Annotated in this window: 17 protein-coding genes; 8 read left to right on the top strand and 9 right to left on the bottom strand. The window is 68.1% G+C overall.

Features of this window, described 5'->3' with window-relative positions; translation table 11 throughout:
* Positions 1–42 precede the first annotated feature (42 nt).
* Positions 43–570, bottom strand: a complete 528-nt coding sequence (locus tag ACWF9G_RS03555) for an EXLDI protein (protein ID WP_379305638.1) — start codon at positions 568–570, stop codon at positions 43–45.
* Positions 571–734: 164 nt separating this feature from the next.
* Here ACWF9G_RS03555 and ACWF9G_RS03550 point away from each other — a divergent pair, with 164 nt between their 5' ends.
* The 5 genes from ACWF9G_RS03550 (at position 735) to ACWF9G_RS03530 (ending at position 5,628) form a co-directional block, all read left to right on the top strand.
* On the top strand, positions 735–2,438 hold the full coding sequence (locus tag ACWF9G_RS03550) for a thiamine pyrophosphate-binding protein (RefSeq protein ID WP_452513400.1): 1,704 nt from the start codon (positions 735–737) through the stop codon (positions 2,436–2,438).
* Positions 2,435–3,094, top strand: coding sequence for an SRPBCC family protein (locus ACWF9G_RS03545; protein WP_452513398.1), 660 nt, complete (start codon positions 2,435–2,437; stop codon positions 3,092–3,094). Before ACWF9G_RS03550 ends, ACWF9G_RS03545 begins: the two co-directional genes overlap by 4 nt.
* Entirely contained in the window at positions 3,091–4,110 is a 1,020-nt protein-coding gene (locus tag ACWF9G_RS03540) for a 3-oxoacyl-ACP synthase III family protein (protein ID WP_452513685.1), read from the top strand. The genes ACWF9G_RS03545 and ACWF9G_RS03540 overlap by 4 nt, the downstream gene beginning before the upstream one ends.
* Positions 4,107–5,135 carry a pyridoxal phosphate-dependent aminotransferase gene (locus ACWF9G_RS03535; RefSeq protein WP_452513396.1) on the top strand — a complete coding sequence of 343 codons (1,029 nt, stop codon included), beginning with the start codon at positions 4,107–4,109 and terminating at the stop codon, positions 5,133–5,135. The genes ACWF9G_RS03540 and ACWF9G_RS03535 overlap by 4 nt, the downstream gene beginning before the upstream one ends.
* Before the next feature lie 109 nt (positions 5,136–5,244).
* A complete protein-coding gene (locus ACWF9G_RS03530; protein WP_452513394.1) occupies positions 5,245–5,628 on the top strand; it encodes a cupin domain-containing protein in 384 nt (127 codons plus the stop codon).
* Between the two features lie 490 nt (positions 5,629–6,118).
* On the opposite strand, the gene ACWF9G_RS03525 is transcribed toward ACWF9G_RS03530, so the two are convergent.
* The 3 genes from ACWF9G_RS03525 to ACWF9G_RS03515 all read right to left on the bottom strand — a co-directional run bounded on the left by ACWF9G_RS03525 (position 6,119) and on the right by ACWF9G_RS03515 (position 7,227).
* Positions 6,119–6,418 (bottom strand): hypothetical protein, encoded by a 300-nt coding sequence (locus ACWF9G_RS03525; protein ID WP_452513392.1) that lies wholly within the window; start codon positions 6,416–6,418, stop codon positions 6,119–6,121.
* 33 nt (positions 6,419–6,451) lie between these two features.
* On the bottom strand, positions 6,452–6,745 hold the full coding sequence (locus ACWF9G_RS03520) for a hypothetical protein (protein ID WP_452513390.1): 294 nt from the start codon (positions 6,743–6,745) through the stop codon (positions 6,452–6,454).
* Between the two features lie 74 nt (positions 6,746–6,819).
* The gene (locus ACWF9G_RS03515) at positions 6,820–7,227 is read right to left on the bottom strand and encodes an SdpI family protein (RefSeq protein WP_452513389.1); all 408 of its coding nucleotides are present in this window, start codon (positions 7,225–7,227) and stop codon (positions 6,820–6,822) included.
* Between the two features lie 120 nt (positions 7,228–7,347).
* Between ACWF9G_RS03515 and leuS the strand changes: the two genes are divergently transcribed.
* Complete coding sequence (gene leuS / locus ACWF9G_RS03510) at positions 7,348–10,233, top strand: leucine--tRNA ligase (RefSeq protein ID WP_452513388.1); 2,886 nt, start codon at positions 7,348–7,350, stop codon at positions 10,231–10,233.
* A gap of 94 nt (positions 10,234–10,327) precedes the next feature.
* Here the strand turns inward: leuS and ACWF9G_RS03505 are convergent, their stop codons facing one another.
* From ACWF9G_RS03505 to ACWF9G_RS03490, 4 genes are all read right to left on the bottom strand, one after another.
* The gene (locus ACWF9G_RS03505; protein WP_379305656.1) at positions 10,328–11,197 is read right to left on the bottom strand and encodes an SGNH/GDSL hydrolase family protein; all 870 of its coding nucleotides are present in this window, start codon (positions 11,195–11,197) and stop codon (positions 10,328–10,330) included.
* Between the two features lie 109 nt (positions 11,198–11,306).
* A complete protein-coding gene (locus ACWF9G_RS03500; protein ID WP_452513684.1) occupies positions 11,307–12,431 on the bottom strand; it encodes an IS4 family transposase in 1,125 nt (374 codons plus the stop codon).
* A gap of 55 nt (positions 12,432–12,486) precedes the next feature.
* Complete coding sequence (locus ACWF9G_RS03495) at positions 12,487–13,275, bottom strand: polysaccharide deacetylase family protein (protein WP_379305729.1); 789 nt, start codon at positions 13,273–13,275, stop codon at positions 12,487–12,489.
* Positions 13,276–13,502: 227 nt separating this feature from the next.
* Positions 13,503–14,192, bottom strand: coding sequence for an SDR family oxidoreductase (locus tag ACWF9G_RS03490; RefSeq protein ID WP_379305658.1), 690 nt, complete (start codon positions 14,190–14,192; stop codon positions 13,503–13,505).
* Positions 14,193–14,338: 146 nt separating this feature from the next.
* On the opposite strand from ACWF9G_RS03490, the gene ACWF9G_RS03485 reads away from it, so the two are divergent.
* Positions 14,339–14,893, top strand: coding sequence for a DUF6069 family protein (locus tag ACWF9G_RS03485; protein WP_379305660.1), 555 nt, complete (start codon positions 14,339–14,341; stop codon positions 14,891–14,893).
* A 54-nt stretch (positions 14,894–14,947) separates the two neighbouring features.
* Complete coding sequence (gene ggh, locus ACWF9G_RS03480; protein WP_452513386.1) at positions 14,948–16,288, top strand: glucosylglycerate hydrolase; 1,341 nt, start codon at positions 14,948–14,950, stop codon at positions 16,286–16,288.
* 1 nt (position 16,289) lies between these two features.
* Here the strand turns inward: ggh and ACWF9G_RS03475 are convergent, their stop codons facing one another.
* Positions 16,290–16,976, bottom strand: a complete 687-nt coding sequence (locus tag ACWF9G_RS03475) for a pentapeptide repeat-containing protein (RefSeq protein WP_379305664.1) — start codon at positions 16,974–16,976, stop codon at positions 16,290–16,292.
* Between the last annotated feature and the right edge of the window lie 11 nt (positions 16,977–16,987).

Genomic DNA, 16,987 nt, shown 5'->3' with positions numbered 1-16,987 from the left:
GGCTGCGGTAGATGGTGTGGGTATGCGGTTGTGGCCGGGGGCCTAGATGTCGAGTTCCTCGATCTGCGGATGCGAGTGGATGTCCTCGACCTTGCGGTACAGCTTGTCGGGGACGCGGCCCTTCAGATCCGACACGTCGTCGAGGACTTCGTAGTCGTAATCACCCCAGTCCCAAGGCCGGTCGCCGATGCCGAACATCCGGCGCCAGTACTTCCAGTCCTTCAGGTCACCGGCGGCGTCGCCGGTCGGGTAGTCCTTCCACAGCGCCTTGTGCGTATGCAGCACGAGCTTGCCTTTGCGGCTGCGGTAGACCCGCTGGTGCAGCACTCGCTCGTCGCCGACGTCGCGCCATTCGCCGAGCAGGGTGCCCTGAAACCGCACCTGCCGCACGCCGTCTCGACCCACCTGCAGCACGATCTCGTCGAAACCCGCCTGGCGTCCTTCTTCCAGGTCGATGAATCGGCGCAGCGCGGCGACGACCGCGCCGGAGATGTTGCCGCCGACGAGCTCCTGCGCCCGCTGGAACAGGGGCAGATCGTCGTCGGCTACGTAGATCGTCTTGTTGGGCATGAACCCACTATACGTAGATGTATACGTACACACAAGAGGGGGATTTCGGCGGCCGGTGAACCCGCGCCGGAGCCAGCCCGTATCCATCGTGTACGCGGCGATCCGTCCGTCGATGCCTACTGGTTACCGGGTACCCGACGGATAGACGCGGAAGAGGAGGGCAGATGCCGGACAGAGTGGTCGACTACCTGACCGAGGCGGTGTCCGCGCTAGGGGTAACCCATATCTTCGGAGTCGACGGCGCCAATATCGAAGACCTCTACGACGCGATCTTCGATGCGGGCGGGCACCCGGTCGGCATCGTCGCCAAGCACGAGTTCTCCGCCGCAACCATGGCCGACGGCTACGCGCGCAGCACCGGCGGCCTCGGCGTCGTCGCCGCCACCTCGGGCGGCGGGGCGATGAATCTGGTTGCCGGACTAGCCGAGTCCTACACCTCGCGGGTGCCGGTGCTGGCCCTTGTCGGTCAGCCGCCGACGAGTTTGGAAGGTCACGGCGCCTTCCAGGATTCGAGTGGTCTGGCCGAATCAATCGACGCGACAGCGCTGTTCGCCACGGTCAGCCGGTACTGCGCGCGGGTCACCGATCCCGCTGATCTGCCCGCGCAGTTCGCAGCGGCCGTCGCGGCGGCCCGGGCAGGCGGTCCGGCTGTGCTGCTGCTGCCGAAAGATGTTCAGCAGCAGTCGATGCCGAAGCACATTCTCGAAGAATCGCGAGGCGATGTCGCCCGGCACCCAGCCGCGGCCACGACACCGCCTACTGCCTCGACCGACGCGATCGCCGAAGAACTCACCACCGCCCGGCGCACCGGCAAGGTGGTGATCATCGCCGGTGATCAGGTGGCTCGCGACAATGCCCGCGCCGAACTCATCGAACTCGTCACCGCGCTGGACGCCTCGATCGGCCTGGCGCCCGACGCCAAGGATGTCTACGCCAATACCGGCCCCGGCTACTGCGGCGTCGCGGGCAGCATGGGCCACGCCGAGCTTCTCGAGGCGCTGACCTCCGCGAATGCCTGCCTGCTTGTCGGCACCCGGCTGCCGGTCACCGCCGGCGCAGGCCTCGAGTCGGCCATCGCCGACCTCCCGCTGCTCAGCATCGGCGCGTTGCCGCCCTATCCGGCCGCGCTCCACGTCACCGGGACCGATCTCGCCGCGACCATCAGGGACCTGCTGACCCGCCTCGACGCCACCCCGGCCGTCGCCCCCGCACCGACCACCGACCTCACCCCCATGCCGGTGCCCGGCGCCGCGGGCCCCGGCCTGCGCTACCGCACCGTCGTCGAGGCGATTCAGCGCGAACTGCCCACCGGCGCCGATATTTTCGCCGACGCGGGTAACACCGGCGCGTCCGTGGTGCATTACCTGAGGGTGCCCGAAGGTGGACGTTTCGTCGTCGCCCTCGGGATGGGCGGGATGGGTTACGCCTTCGGCGCGGGGATCGGCTCCGCGTTCGCCCGGCACGACGCCGCCGACGGTCCGCATCGCACGATCGTGATCGCCGGCGACGGCGCGTTCTACATGCACGGCATGGAACTGCACACGGCGATCGAACACGATCTGCCGATCAGCTTCGTCGTGTTCAACAACAACGCACACGCCATGTGCGTCACCCGCGAACAGCTCTACTACCGCAATCGCTACAGCTTCAACCGTTTCCGCCCCGCGCAGCTGGGAGCAGGCATCGCCGCCATGTTCCCCGATCTGCCCGCACGCACCGTCGACGCCCCCGATGACCTCACCGAAGCCCTGCGCGGCAGTTTCGCCGCCACCGGCCCCTCGTTCCTCGAAATCCTGTGCGACCCCGACGAAATCCCACCCTTCCTGCCCTTCCTGTCGACCATCGACGCCGCGAGGAGTACACCGTGACCACCAGCGCCCTGCCCGCACTCAGCGATATCCCCGAGGAGGTGATCCCCGGCGTCCTGCGCATCGAGAATTCCGATCGGGAGGCGACCACGCCGATCATCATGGACATGCTGCGGTCGGTGTACCCGCACGACCAGATCTACGGCGACTACTGCCCCGTGCAGACCTACATCGCGGCGCCACCGCGCGAGGTCTTCGAGTATCTCGCCGACACCCGCTCACTCGAGGAGTGGACCTACAGCCTGCGCGGATTCCACGAGACCGACGAGCCGGGACTGTGGCTGTCCTACGACCGGCTCGGCGATACGACCAAGTGTTTCACCAGGACCGTCGCCCACCCCGACGCGATGACCGTCGACTACCACTGCGCCTGGGACCAGTCCGAACACCTGTGGATGATCTACCTGATGCGGGTGATCGACGCGCAGGTCGTGTTCGACAAGCCCGGCTCGGTGGTGCTGTGGGTCAACTGCAAGCACCCGTTCTACGACGAGAACGGCTATCCGGAGACCGCGCCGCCGAAGCGCCCGGTGTGGGTCGGCGATTTCTGGGAGATGTTCTCCGCCGGTCACCAGCTGGAGCTGGACAACCTCAAGGCCATCTGTGAATACCGCGCGGCTCACGGGCTGCCGATCAAGCCGGAGTGGATGCAGTGAATTTCCCGCAGGTGAGTCTGGTCGACGTCGCGAGCTATCTGCCCGGCGATCCGGTCCCGACCGACTACTTCACCCAGTACTCCCGCTCCGAGCGGATGGCGAAGAACGTGATGTTCCGCTCCCCCACCGGACGCCATCACATCGCCCGCGACGAAACCGCCGTCGACATGGCCGAACAGGCCTTCGCCCCGCTGCGGGAACGGCACGGCGATGACCTCGCGTCCGAGATCGACATCCTCATCACCCACACCCAGCTGCCCGACAATCCGGTCATGGGCGCCGGCCCCGAGCTGGCCCGGCGACTCGGCGCGAAACCGGCGCACGTCCTTGATGTGCACAACGGTGGCTGCGCGGCCTTCGTGCACATGATGGGGCTGGCCCGCATGATCATGGCCACGAGCGACGCACGCACCGCGCTGATCGTCGCCGCCCAGAACTGCGCGGGACCGGTGTTCACCCAGTCCGACATCCGCAAACTCGCCCAGGCCCCTGTCCCCGGCGACGGCTGCGGCATCGGCCTGCTGCGCAAGGACGACTCGGCGCCGATCCTCGACATCGAATGCCGCACCTATCCCGAATTCGCCGGTGACATGGACTTCTCCACCAACGGCCCGCGCAAGTACTGGGAACCGGGCGAGGGCCAGGGCTGTGTGAGTTTCACCGAATCCAAGATCACCAAGGTGTTCGCGCGCGGCAACCGGCTTGTCCCCGAGGTGGCGCTGGCGGTGTGCGATCACATCGGGGTGAAGGGCCGCGATATCGACACCTTCGTCACCAATCAGCCCAACCGGCTGTTCCTGCGCAACTGGCACGACGCGCTGGAACTGCCCGCCGAACGTCATCCCGACACCTTCGACGAGTGCGGAAACCTGTTCGCCGCGGGCATTCCGGTGACACTCGATGCGGAGAACCGGGCGGGCAGGCTGCGCAACGGGTCGGTGGTGCTGATGTCGGCCTTCGCGCACGCGGGCGACTTCGCCGGCGCGGCCGCCGTGCGCTGGGGCGCGGCGCGATGACCATCCACCTGGCGGAACCGACGATCCCCTCCCGTCGGTTCCGCACCCCCGCCTCGCCGACGCTGTTCGACCTGTCGCTCAGTGAGAACCCCTATCCCCCACTGCCTTCCATCCTCGCCGCGGTCACCGACACCCTCGCCGACGCGAACCGGTATCCGGAGTTCCGGCCGGAGCAGCTGCCGCGGATCATCGCCGAGCACCTGGGCGTGCCGCCCGACGACGTGGTCGTCGGCGCGGGCGCCACCGGTGTCGCCATGCAGATCCTGCGGACGCTGGCAGGTGGCGAACTGGTGACCAGCACACCGACTTTCGACGGATACCCGATCATGGCGGAGATGGCGGGCATGCCGCTGGTGCCGGTGCCACTCGATGGCAAGGGCGACCAGGATCTGAAGGCGCTACGTCGTGCGGTGACCCGGCGTACCGCGCTGGTCGTGCTGTGCAGGCCGCACAATCCGACCGGGACGCTGCTCGAAGCGGCAGCCGTGCGGTCCTTCCTCGCCGCGCTGCCGTCCCGGGTTCCGGTGCTGCTCGACGAGGCCTACGTCGAATTCCTCGACCAGGCCGACCGCCTCGACCTGCACACCCTGCTCCACCGGCACCCGAATCTGCTGATCCTGCGCACCTTTTCGAAGGCCTACGGGCTGGCAGGCCTGCGCATCGGGTACTGCGTCGGCCGCGGCGCGCTGATCGAACGCATCCACCGCCAGCAACTGCCCTACGGAATCCCCACCGCCGCCGTCGCCGCGGTCCGAGCCGCGTACGCGGCCGAGGACGAACTCCGCGACCGGGTCCACCGGATCACCATGGAACGCGAAGCCCTGCGAATGTCGCTGCGCGCCTGCGGTATCGATGCCCACCGCAGCCACGCGAACTTCCTCTATCTCCCGGGTCCCGGTGTCGCAACCGCACTCCGCCGCGCCGGCATCAAAGCCAAGTCGTATCCGGACGGCAGCGCCCGTCTCACGGTCGGCGACCCCGCCGCGGGCCGCGCCGTGCATGCGGCGCTGGTGGACCTGCGGTGACCAGGTGGCCGAGCCGCTGCACCGGCCAGTTCTGCCGGACGAGTTCGGGACATGACCGCCAGGCCGCTGTACGCGGCGCTTCCATCGGGCCAGGTGATTCGATAGCGGTATGACCTGGTGGCGACCCCCGCCCTTCCTATCCAACCCGGCACCGGCGATCGGCACCGCCAGCCGGACCCTGCTTCGCCTGCGTCTGGCGGGCCACGACATCGTGGTCCGCCGGACCCGCATCGCACCCGGCGGCACCAGCGGATGGCACTACCACGACGGCACCCTGTTCGTACTGGTCACCCGCGGCACCCTCGACCACCCCTACCTCGAACGCGGCCCCGCCGAATACCCCCGCGGTCACGTCTTCCGCGAGCCGAGCGGCCCCGCCAACGCCCACGTCGCCCGAAACCGCGGCGCCACCGAAGTCCGCATCCTGGTCCTCTACGTCAACCCGGCGGGGAGCCCCCTCTCCCACCAGGTCACCCCACCCGACCAGCGCTGACCGCTCAGCTGCTGCTGCCGCCACCGCAGCTGCTCGAACTACCACCACCGCAGCTGCTCGAGCTACCGCTGCTGCAACTGCTCCAGCTGCTCGAACCGGAATCACTTCCGCTCGACCAGCCGCTGCCGCTGGACCAGCCGCTACCGCTCGACCAACTGCTGTCGGTCGAGCTCCAACCGCTCGACCCGCCTCGCCCGCCCCGGTTACGTGCCCTCGCCTGCTGAGCGAGCGCCGCACGGCGCGCTTGCCTGGTTCGGCGTTCCGGCGACTCGTTCACCGCCCTGACGATGGCCACGACGATCATGACCGGCACCAGCACGACTGCCGCGAACCCCATCCCCAGAACGATGAAAGCGACGAATACCGCGATTACCTCAGCCACGTGCCCTCCCTTGCAGTACCGGTCTTGTCGATACCGAAAGTAGGCGCGCGTCCTTGCAATCGGCTTTCGACCGGCCTGCACCGTCAGGTCAGCGCGGGATCGCGGGCCTCACTCACCGCCGCCGCCACCACCGCAGCCACCACCGCCGCTGGAATATCCGCCGTGGTCGACGGAGTCGCTGAGTGAATCCGCGTCATCGATACCGCGGCGGCCAGGACGGTTTCCATCGTGGATGCGCCGAAACTGGCGCACGGTGCGTACCCGGCGATTCTCGACTCGATAGCGCAGACCACCCGCGGCGAGCAGACCAGCGGCGAGAACCAGCAGGACGACGCCGACGGTCACCGAGAGGCCGGTGGCGATCAGGCCGACGAGCGCGACGAGGAACGCCGCGGCGAACAACTTCATCGAACGGTCCATGGGTCAGGTCTTCCGTCCGCCTCAGCTGCCGCCGCCGCAACCACCGCCACCGCAGCCTCCGCCACCACCGCCGTCACTGTGACCGCCGCCATCACCGGACGCGAAGTAGGTGAAACCGCCCGCACCGCTCGCGCCACTGGCACCTGCCCCCCAGCCACGCCGCCTGGTGCTCCGCGTCGTCCGCCCGATGGCCACGCACCCGACGGCGAACACGACCAGCGCGACGACGAGAACAGTGATGCCTACCGCGGGCCAGAAATTGGCCAGGATCAAGCCGACGAGAGCGAGCAATACAGCGGAACCGAAAATCTTCATGAAACCCCCCGATCAGTCCTACCTCTAGTTGTACCGGAGGAGGGGACGGGCGGCCAGAACCAAACGCGGCGAGCTCAGTTGGCGGGAGCGCAGGTGTCGCGCAGCGAGCAGCCGCCACACGAGGAGCCACAGCCACCGACCGGAGCGGGCGGCATCAGGGGCTCGACGGTCCGGGCCGCGGCGTTGGCGCCCGCGCCAAGGGTGAAGACGGCGATCACAGCGGCCACGACGGCGACGCCGAATCCGACGAGACCGCCCTCGACGAGGGCGACCAGACCACTGGCGAACAGCAGCGCGCCCGCGCCGACCGAGGTGGGCGCGGCGATACGGTTGGCGATGCGGAAGTTGTCGTCGCTGTGCAGGGCGGCCTCGGTGGTGACACCGAGGAAACGGTTGCGGGGCAGTTTGCCGAGCAGTCCGAGCACACCGGTCACGATGGCGACCGCGGCCAGCGCGAACAGCAGGGGAGCGACGACGACCATTCCTGCAGGCTAGCGCACCGGCGCGGACGCCGGATCGAGCGCTCCCCGCCGAGGTGACCGCCCACACACCGCAGTGCCCGTGGGAAATCACCTGGCACCGACGTTCTACCCTGTTAGACGATGTTTACCGGGGATCGGCGAGAACAAGAAGGCAGGACCGTGCAGGACACTCGTGCAACCGAGAGTGACGTACCTCAGCACCGGTACAACGCCGAGCTGGCAGGACAGATCGAGCGGCGCTGGCAGCAGAACTGGACCGAGCGCGGCACCTTCCACGCGCCCAACCCGGTCGGCCCACTCGCCGGCGAGACGCCGGCGGACAAGCTGTTCATCCAGGACATGTTCCCGTTCCCCTCGGGCGCGGGCCTGCACGTCGGCCACCCGCTCGGCTATATCGCCACCGACGTCTTCGGCCGCTACCACCGCATGCACGGCCGCAACGTGCTGCACGCGCTGGGCTACGACGCCTTCGGCCTGCCCGCCGAGCAGTACGCGGTGCAGACCGGCGCGCACCCGCGGGTGACCACCGAGGCCAATATCGCGACCATGCAGCGTCAGCTGGACCGGCTCGGCCTCGGCCACGACCCGCGCCGTTCCTTCGCCACCACCGACCCCGAGTACTACCGGTGGACGCAGTGGATCTTCCTGCGCATCTACAACGCGTGGTACGACCAGGAGGCAGGCAGGGCCCGCCCGATCGCCGAGCTGGAAGAGCAGTTCGCCACCGGCGCACGTGCGGTCCCCCAGGGCGAATGGAACACCATGAGCGCGGCCGAGCGCAGCGCCCTGATCGACTCGTATCGCCTGGTGTACCAGTCGGATTCGATCGTCAACTGGTGCCCCGGCCTCGGCACCGTGCTGTCCAACGAAGAGGTCACCGCCGACGGCCGCAGCGAGCGCGGGAACTTCCCGGTGTTCCGTAAGCGCATGTGGCAGTGGATGATGCGGATCACCGCCTACTCCGATCGCCTGGTCGACGACCTGGACGAGCTGGACTGGCCGGACAACGTGAAGTCCATGCAGCGCAACTGGATCGGGCGCTCGCGCGGTGCGCAGGTGCGCTTCGACGCGCCCGACGGCGAGACCATCGAGGTGTTCACGACCCGCCCCGACACCCTGTTCGGCGCGACCTATCTGGTGCTCGCTCCCGAGCACGAGCTGGTCGACAAGCTGACCACCGCCGCGTGGCCCGACAGCACCGTGGCCGCCTGGACCAACGGCGGCGCGGCGACCCCGGCGGAAGCCGTTGCCGCGTACCGTAAGTCGATCGCGGCCAAGTCCGATCTGGAGCGCCAGGAGAACAAGGAGAAGACCGGCGTCTTCCTCGGCTCCTACGCGACCAACCCGGCCGACGGCAAGCAGGTCCCGATCTTCATCGCCGACTACGTGCTCAGCGGCTACGGCACCGGCGCGATCATGGCCGTGCCAGGGCACGACCATCGCGACTGGGAGTTCGCCACCACGCTCGGCCTGCCGATCATCGAGGTCATCGCGGGCGGCGACGTCACCGATTCCGCGCACGCGGGCGACGGCGAGCTGGTGAATTCCGGCTTCCTGAACGGGCTTTCGGTCGACGAGGCCAAGGCGACCATGATCGGTCACCTGGAGGCCGAGGGCCACGGCACCGGCACCGTCCAGTACAAGCTGCGCGACTGGCTGTTCGCGCGTCAGCGCTACTGGGGCGAGCCGTTCCCGATCGTCTACGACGCCGACGGTGTCGCGCACGCGCTGCCGGAATCCATGCTGCCCGTGGAACTTCCGGAGATGGAGGACTTCGCACCGGTCACCTTCGACGCGGACGACGCGAGTTCGGAGCCGTCCCCGCCGCTGGCCAAGGCCACCGACTGGGTGCACGTCGAGCTCGACCTGGGCGACGGGCCGAAGAAGTACCGCCGCGACACCAATGTCATGCCCAACTGGGCAGGCAGCTCCTGGTACCAGCTGCGCTACGCCGATCCGGCCAATGCCGAGACGTTCTGCGCCGAGGAGAACGAGAAGTACTGGCTCGGCCCGCGCACGGCCGAGCACGGCCCGAACGATCCGGGCGGTGTCGACCTGTACGTCGGCGGCGTGGAGCACGCGGTGCTGCACCTGCTGTACGCGCGGTTCTGGCAGAAGGTGCTGTTCGACCTGGGTGACGTGTCCGGCAGCGAGCCCTACCGCCGCCTCTACAACCAGGGCTACGTGCAGGGCTACGCCTACACCGACTCCCGTGGCGCCTACGTGCCCGCCGCCGAGGTCGTCGAGCGCGACGCGAAGTTCTTCTGGACCGGGCCCGACGGCGTCGAGATCGAGGTCGCCCAGGAGTACGGCAAGATCGGCAAGTCGCTGAAGAACGCCATCTCGCCCGACGAGATGTGCGATCTGTACGGCGCCGACACCTTCCGCTTCTACGAGATGTCGATGGGTCCACTGGACACCTCGCGGCCGTGGGCGACCAAGGACGTCGTCGGCGCGCACCGCTTCCTGCAGCGCGTGTGGCGCCTGGCGATCGACGAGGAGACCGGCGCGGTGAAGGCCACCGACGCCGCGCCGTCGGAGGAGACCCTGCGCCTGGTGCACCGCACCATCGCCGGTGTCGACGAGGACCTGGCCGCCCTGCGCGACAACACCGCGGGCGCCAAGCTCATCGAGCTGACCAACCACCTCACCAAGAACTACCCCGACGGCGCCCCGCGCGCCGCCGTGGAACCCCTGGTGCTGATGCTGGCTCCGCTCGCCCCGCACATCGCCGAGGAACTGTGGGAGCGCCTCGGCCACACCACCGCCCTGGCCCACGGCCCGTTCCCGATCGCCGATCCCGCACTGCTGGTGGCGGATTCGGTCGAGTACCCGATCCAGGTGAAGGGCAAGGTGCGCAGCCGCATCCAGGTCCCCGCCGATGCCGATCCGGCCACGATCGAGGCCGCGGCACTGGCCGACGAGAAGATCGTCGCGCTGCTCGAGGGTCAAGCACCCCGCAAGGTGATCGTGGTCCCGGGAAAGATGGTCAACATCGTCCCCTGACATCCGGCTCGCGCCGAGGGGCAGCTGCCCCTCGGCAACGATGAAGGCGGTCCCTGGTCGCCGTGGCGCACCAGGGACCGCCCCTATCATGGTGTCAGCGGATCGCCGCCAGCACCTGGTCGGCCATCTTCTGCATACCGGTCGCGTTCGGATGAATCGGCACGAAGTTCAGACCCCACACCGCAGGCTCGACCCAGCGGGTGCCGATCGGCTTGCACGAGTCGTGGCCGACAGAACTCGACATGTCGACGAAGGTCGCGCCCGTCTCGTCGGCGGCGCGCTTGACGACACTGTTGAGCGTGCCCTGGATGTTGTTGATGTACGGGACATCTCCCTTGGCGATGGGCATCTTCAGGAAACAGTTGCTGTTGTCAGCCGGCATCACCTGGGGATATCCCACGATGGCGACCTTCGCGGACGGCGCCTTGGCGCGGATGTCGCTGAGCGCCTTCTTCACGTCGGGGAAGGTCTTGTTCAGGATGTCGTCGACGAACTGGCCGCCGTAGATCTCCTCGCAGGGGTTGCCGAAGCCTGCGGTCACCGATCCGGCGCTGATGCAGGCGGAGATCACCTTGATCAGGGTGTTGTTGTTGTTGCCCCCGATGGTCAGGGTGACGAGCTTGGTGTCCGCGGTGACGGCGTCGAGCTGCGGGGTCAGGCTCGGCCACTGCTTCTGGTAGAAGTGCGAGGTGTCGGCATCACCGCAGGTGACGTCGGTGAACGAGGCGAGACCGAGGGACTGCGCCACGAGGTTCGGGTAGTTGCGAGTGGTTCGCGCGCACACCGGGGTGACAGTGGGGTCGAGCGGAATGATGCCAGATCCCGCGCTGTAGCTGTCGCCCATCGCGACATACGGGCTGAGACCCGGTGTCGCCTGGACCGGGGCGGCCGCCACCAGGGCGAGGCCGACCGTAATAGCCGTCGTGATAACCGCAGCGATCTGCGTGCGAACAACATTGACCATGCAAAAACTCCAGTTCCAACATTCACAGTTACCTTTCGGTAACGATTGAGCGGAGGAACTGTGACACGTCACGTGTGACGTGCGCAACAGGAGAATTCGACAGGATCGTTTACTTAACCCGGCGTGCCGTGTCGCCGGTGACCAGGACCGGAACGCCGTTCCACTGCATCATGCTGCGAACCGCGTAATGGACGCACAGATAGCTGTAGAGCTCCTGGATCACGCCGTCCGGCGACTTCGACCGCAGCACCCCACCCGCGCCCCGCCGATGGGTCGCGAGCACGCCGAACAGCGTCTCGACGTCCCGCTGCTGTGCGTGTACTCCGACCAGCTCGTCCGCGGGTGCGGCCGCGGGATCGGTGATGGTGGTCAGCAACCGGCCGGGTCGCTCCCCGCTGTGGACCGTGCCCGCTCCGGACGTGGCCCGCGAATACTCGATGACCCGCACCGGGGTCCCCGGACTGATCCGCGATTCGAAAGACCCATCGGAACACCATTTTTCGACCGGAAGCGCGGCATCCGACGCCGTTCGCCACAGCAGGTCCGCACCGGAGGATCGGCACAGGTCCCACAGACGCTCGCACAGCTGCGCTTGATCGGCGAGCAGCAACATCCCTGGGCGAAGTGACCGCACGAGGGGTTCGGTGAGGGTCGGCTCGTCTTGCCCGCAGGTCCCGAACGCGACGTCGATGACCGCGCGCGAACCGCATTCGATCAACCCGATGACCCGTAGCCGGGGCAACGCCGGGCCCCCGACCGCCGACGCGAAACCGAACTGCTCGACATTCGTTTCACTGCCGGGCAGTTCCACGGTCCTTCCGTCGATGCTCATCAGCCGCCAGGATCGGTAGAAACCCCCGGGAACCCGGGGATCGGCCAGTGGCACCGCCACCTTTTCGAACAGCACGCGCAGCGGTTCCGGACCCAAGCGCTTGCGCGCCTGGAACAGTGCGGCCTTCGTCGGAACCACCCGCTGGTGCGGCCAGCCCAATGCCCACCCGAGCCCCGCCATGACCTTGCGCATCACCTGTTCGTACGAGCAGGGAGCGAACAGCGCCAGCGAGAGCACGTAGTAGACCACGAATCGCGCGGGCAGCAGTCGATCGCGGCGTTCGACCCGACCGCACTCGACCAGCGCCGCGTCGACGACATCGGGCGGAAATACCCTGGTCAACAACCCGAACGAGATGAAGTCGGGCCACCGTCGATCATCCACCGACCGCGCCGCTCCCATACGGGGCACAGCTGGAAGAATACTCGCACTAAGTAAACTGACGCGCTTTCTGCCCTCAGGCTCGTACCTGGAGAACGTCGTTCAACGTCACCAGCGACAGGTTGCGTTCCTTGATGATGTCGACGAGCTGGCCGTAGCAGTGGGTGACCGGCGGGAAGTTAGCGTGGCCGATGATGATGGTCTGGGCCGCGAAATACTTTCGGGCGCATTCGATCAGGTATTCCTCGGTGATCAGGCCCGAGTCGGACAGGGAGCCGTACCACATGGCGGGGACCGTGTAGCCGAGGTCGGCGGCCACCTTGTCGACGGTGGCGTTGTGGTAGCCGAAGGGCGGGCGGTAGAACGGGGTGCCGTCGACGCCGAAGTTGTTGCGCAGGAAGTCTTTTGTGCGACCGAGCTGGTCGGCGACGCCGCTCGCGCCGATCTTGGTGAGCGCGGCGTGGTCCCAGGTGTGGTTGCCGAGCTGGATCTGCCCCGAGTCGACCAGCGGGCGCAGGGCAGCGCGGTGGATCGTCCAGGATTCGTAGTAGCCGGTGACGAAGAAGGTGAAGCGGGCGCCGGTGTCCTTGGCCCACTGCACGTAGGCGCCGACCACCTCGGGGCTGGCGCCGTCGTCGACGGTGAGGGCCATGCTGGTGCCCTGGCCGGGCAGCGCGGTGATGGTTCCTGGGCCGATGACCGACTTCGGGCCGCCCGGCGGGGGCGGGAGCAGCGCCCTGGCCGGGGCCGGTCCGGCGGGCGGCGCCGGGATATCGCCGCCCGAACCGGCGTTCACGGCCTCGCCTTCCGCGGTCGCGCAGCCGGTCAGTGCCACGGCGGTACCCGCGGCCAGCAGTGCCAGCATTCGACGTCGTTCCACCTGCGAAAACCCCTACTCGCGCCAGGTGCTCGGGCAGAGCACGGACCAATCAGCGGGACCGTAGCGACAGAATCCGTCGATCCGCTGAACAACTGGGCACGCGATTCGGAACATACCGAACATCGCCGCGCGGGCGGCTCGCCGACTGGCGTAATCGTGCAATCGATGCCGTTCCAGTCAGTTTTCGCACCATTTCGGCGCCGATCGCACGACTACGCCGGTCGGAGCACGATCTCGGTCGGATGCCCGTCGCGCGGGGTGTCGACGGCGGTCCGGACGGCCCCCGCCACCGTCTCCGGGGTGAGGAACTCCTCCGGCTTGTACTCGCGGCCCTCGTCGGCGACGATCGCCCGCTGCATATCGGTGTCGATGCGGCCGGGGAACAGCGAGGTCACCCGCAGTGCCGGCTCCTCGAGCCGCAGGGCGTCGGCGAAGGCACGCAGGCCGAACTTGCTCGCCGCGTACGAACCCCAGCCCGGGTTCGCGCGCAGTCCAGCACCCGAATTGATCAGCACAACATGACCGTTCGCGGTGCGCAGCGCGGGCAGCAGCAGGCGGGTCAGCTCGGCGACCGCGATCAGGTTGACCTCGAGCGTGCCGCGCCACTGCTCCACCGAGGACTCGGCGACAGTCCCGAGATCGGCGATGCCCGCATTGTGAACGAGCACGTCGAGCCGCTCGATCTCACCCGCCGCGGCGGCGACGGCCGGGTAGTCGGTCAGCGCGACGGGCCAGCCGCTCGCGCCGGGCAACTCGGCGAGAATCGGCGCGAGCGCGTCGGCGGACCGCGCACCGAGAAGCAGGTCGTGGGTCGGCGCGAGTTCACGAGCAATCGCCGCGCCGAGGCCACGGCTCGCACCGGTGATCAGAGCGGTAGGGGCGGGAGTACTGGTCACCGTCATGCGTCCCACGCTAACCGGCCGCCCTACTCGGCGGATCGGGCCCCGCACGAACGCCTGCTTCCGACAAATCAGGCGCAGCGCCACCCAGATCTCGACACCACGACCGTTACCCAGCAGATCAGGGACAGGCGCAGTACCGTCGGGCTATGACCGATCCCCGGTACAACTACGGACCAGCGAACCCGCAGTATCTCCAGGGGCAGTATCCCCAGGGACAGGGGCAGTATCCCCAGGGACAGCATCCCCAGGGGCAGGAACAGCCGCCCCAACCGAAGGTCAACATCGGCAAGCTGTGGGCCGGCGGTATCGGCACCGCGGTGGTGGCCGCGCTGCTGGTCGTCGTCGCGATCATGCTGGTGCGCGGGGTGCTCGGCATCGCGATCCTCTCGCCCGAGGGCGCGGGCGCCTACGGCACGGTGTCGACCACTTCCTATGCCCTGGCCGCGGCGGGCGCGGCGCTGCTGGCGACGGCGTTGCTGATGGTGTTGCTGCTGGCCATGCCGAGCCCGCTGACCTTCTTCACCTGGATCTGCCTGCTCGTCACCGCCGTCGCGGTCATCCTGCCGTTCACCCTGGTCGCCGACATGGACGCCAAGATCGCGACCGCGGCGATCAATCTGCTCGTCGGACTGTGCATCACCACCATGCTCAGCTCGGTCGGCTCGGCGGCCCAGAACGACCCGCGTCAAGCGGGGTACTGACCATCACAGCCGTGCCGAGATGCCATCGGCCCTGCTCCGCAGCAGAATAGACGGATGACCGACCCAGGGTTCACCCCCACGCAGCTCGCGGCCCGTGCCGCCTACCTCCTGCGCGGCAACGACCTGGGGACGATGACCAGCGCCGCGCCCCGCCTCTATCCACACATGTGGAGCTGGGACGCGGCGTTCGTCGCGGTCGGGCTCGCGCCGTTGAGCGTGGAGCGCGCGGTCGTCGAACTCGACACGCTGCTCTCGGCGCAGTGGAAGAACGGGATGATCCCGCACATCGTCTTCGCCAACGGCGTCGACGGGTACTTTCCCGGGCCCGCCCGCTGGGAGTGCCGCAAGCTGGCCGCCAACGCACCCGACGGACCCGACACCTCCGGGATCACCCAACCGCCGGTGCACGCCATCGCCGTGCAGCGCATCCTCGACCATTCCCGCAGGCACGGCCGCTCGACCAGGGCCGTCGCCGAGGAATTCCTGAACCGCCGCTGGCCGGATCTGGTGCGCTGGCACCGCTGGCTCGCGCACGCCCGCGACCCGAAGGAGACCGGGCGGGTCACGCTGTACCACGGCTGGGAATCCGGGATGGACAACTCGCCGCGCTGGGACCGCGCCTACGCGAATGTGGTCCCCGGCGCCGATCTGCCGCCGTTCCGGCGCGCCGACACCGCGATCATCTCCGACCCGACCCAGCGGCCGAGCGACCGCGAATACGACCGGTACCTGTGGCTGGTCGAGCAGATGCGGCGGGCGAACTACGACGACTACCAGCTCACCTCGGTGATGAGCTTCGCCGTGGAGGACGTGTTCGTCTCGGCGATCTTCGCGCTGGCCTGCGATGTGCTTGCCGATATCGGCGAGGAGTACAAGCAGCCGCACGCCGACGTCCGCGAACTGCACGGCTGGGCCGAGCGGTTCCGCACCGGCGTCGTCGCCACCACCGACGAGCGGTCCGGCGCCGCACGGGATTACGACGTGCGGCTGCAACGCTGGATCGGCACCGAGACGCTGGCCATGTTCGCGCCGCTGCTCTCCGGCGGGCTGCCGCGCCACGCCGAGCGCGCCCTGCTCAACACCTTCGAGGGCCCGCGCTTCTGCGGTCACCCCGATCTGCGCTACGCCCTGCCGCCGTCGACCTCCCCGGTGGCCAAGGACTTCCGGCCACGCGAGTACTGGCGCGGCCCGGTCTGGCCGGTGATGAGCTGGCTGTTCTCCTGGGCCTTCGCCCGCCGCGGCTGGGCCGAACGCGCCCACATGCTGCGCGCGGAAGGCTTACGCCAGGCCGCCGACGGCAGCTTCGCCGAGTACTACGAGCCGTTCACCGGCGCGCCGCTGGGCAGCATGCAGCAATCCTGGACCGCCGCTTCGGTTCTCGACTGGCTCGGCTGACTCAGTACTCGCCGGCTGCGGTCGGCAATTCGACGGAGATACCGAGTTCGCGGGCCAGCGTGGCGGCCAGCGATTCCAGGTCACCACCCTGGATGGTGGCGCCACGCAGGGCGGTCAGGCCGTAGACGCCGGTGAGGTCGCAGTCCTCGAAACGCAGGTTCTGCTGGGGCCGGGAATCGGAGAACCTGGCACCGGTGAGATTGCACCGCTCGAAGCGGACATTGCGGAACTCGGTCCGCTGGAAATCGGCCTGGCGCAGATCACAGTCCCGGAAAACGACCGTGCGCAACCGGGACTCGGCGAACGAGGCCATATCCGCGCGTGTCGAATCGATCAGCACATCGCGCAAAACGCCTGCGGTCCAGGACAATCCGGTGAGCCTGCCGTGCGCGATCTCGGTCTCGAACATCGAGGAGTCGTCGGCCTGCACATTGGCGAGATCGCACACCCGCAGCGCGGATTCGGTAATCGTGGCCTGACGCAGGGTGCTCGGAAACCGCACACTGTCGAACAAACAGCCCTCGGCACTCAGCCCGTACACGTGAACCTCGGCGAAATCGGCCCCGCGATATTCGACACCGGTCACGCTGAGATCGTCAGCCGGATCGTCCCCCGCCACCGCGGCCCGCAACCCACCAAGCGCCGCCACCGCGGGCTCGAACCGCACCTCACGCTTGCGCGCCGCCATGTCCCACCACT

It is taken from the genome of Nocardia sp. NPDC055029 (assembly GCF_053608525.1).
The sequence above is the reverse complement of the archived record's forward strand: the minus strand, read 5'-3'. Positions and strand labels throughout refer to the sequence as shown.

What these genes read in the sequence shown, in the direction of transcription:
- ACWF9G_RS03555 (WP_379305638.1), bottom strand. Translation starts at nt 570, where the DNA reads ATGCCCAACAAGACGATCTACGTAGCCGACGACGATCTGCCCCTGTTC.
- ACWF9G_RS03550 (WP_452513400.1), top strand. Translation starts at nt 735, where the DNA reads ATGCCGGACAGAGTGGTCGACTACCTGACCGAGGCGGTGTCCGCGCTA.
- ACWF9G_RS03535 (WP_452513396.1), top strand. Translation starts at nt 4,107, where the DNA reads ATGACCATCCACCTGGCGGAACCGACGATCCCCTCCCGTCGGTTCCGC.
- ACWF9G_RS03530 (WP_452513394.1), top strand. Translation starts at nt 5,245, where the DNA reads ATGACCTGGTGGCGACCCCCGCCCTTCCTATCCAACCCGGCACCGGCG.
- ACWF9G_RS03525 (WP_452513392.1), bottom strand. Translation starts at nt 6,418, where the DNA reads ATGAAGTTGTTCGCCGCGGCGTTCCTCGTCGCGCTCGTCGGCCTGATC.
- ACWF9G_RS03520 (WP_452513390.1), bottom strand. Translation starts at nt 6,745, where the DNA reads ATGAAGATTTTCGGTTCCGCTGTATTGCTCGCTCTCGTCGGCTTGATC.
- ACWF9G_RS03515 (WP_452513389.1), bottom strand. Translation starts at nt 7,227, where the DNA reads ATGGTCGTCGTCGCTCCCCTGCTGTTCGCGCTGGCCGCGGTCGCCATC.
- leuS (WP_452513388.1), top strand. Translation starts at nt 7,348, where the DNA reads ATGTTTACCGGGGATCGGCGAGAACAAGAAGGCAGGACCGTGCAGGAC.
- ACWF9G_RS03505 (WP_379305656.1), bottom strand. Translation starts at nt 11,197, where the DNA reads ATGGTCAATGTTGTTCGCACGCAGATCGCTGCGGTTATCACGACGGCT.
- ACWF9G_RS03500 (WP_452513684.1), bottom strand. Translation starts at nt 12,431, where the DNA reads ATGGGAGCGGCGCGGTCGGTGGATGATCGACGGTGGCCCGACTTCATC.
- ACWF9G_RS03495 (WP_379305729.1), bottom strand. Translation starts at nt 13,275, where the DNA reads ATGCTGGCACTGCTGGCCGCGGGTACCGCCGTGGCACTGACCGGCTGC.
- ACWF9G_RS03490 (WP_379305658.1), bottom strand. Translation starts at nt 14,192, where the DNA reads ATGACGGTGACCAGTACTCCCGCCCCTACCGCTCTGATCACCGGTGCG.
- ACWF9G_RS03485 (WP_379305660.1), top strand. Translation starts at nt 14,339, where the DNA reads ATGACCGATCCCCGGTACAACTACGGACCAGCGAACCCGCAGTATCTC.
- ggh (WP_452513386.1), top strand. Translation starts at nt 14,948, where the DNA reads ATGACCGACCCAGGGTTCACCCCCACGCAGCTCGCGGCCCGTGCCGCC.
- ACWF9G_RS03475 (WP_379305664.1), bottom strand. Translation starts at nt 16,976, where the DNA reads ATGGCGGCGCGCAAGCGTGAGGTGCGGTTCGAGCCCGCGGTGGCGGCG.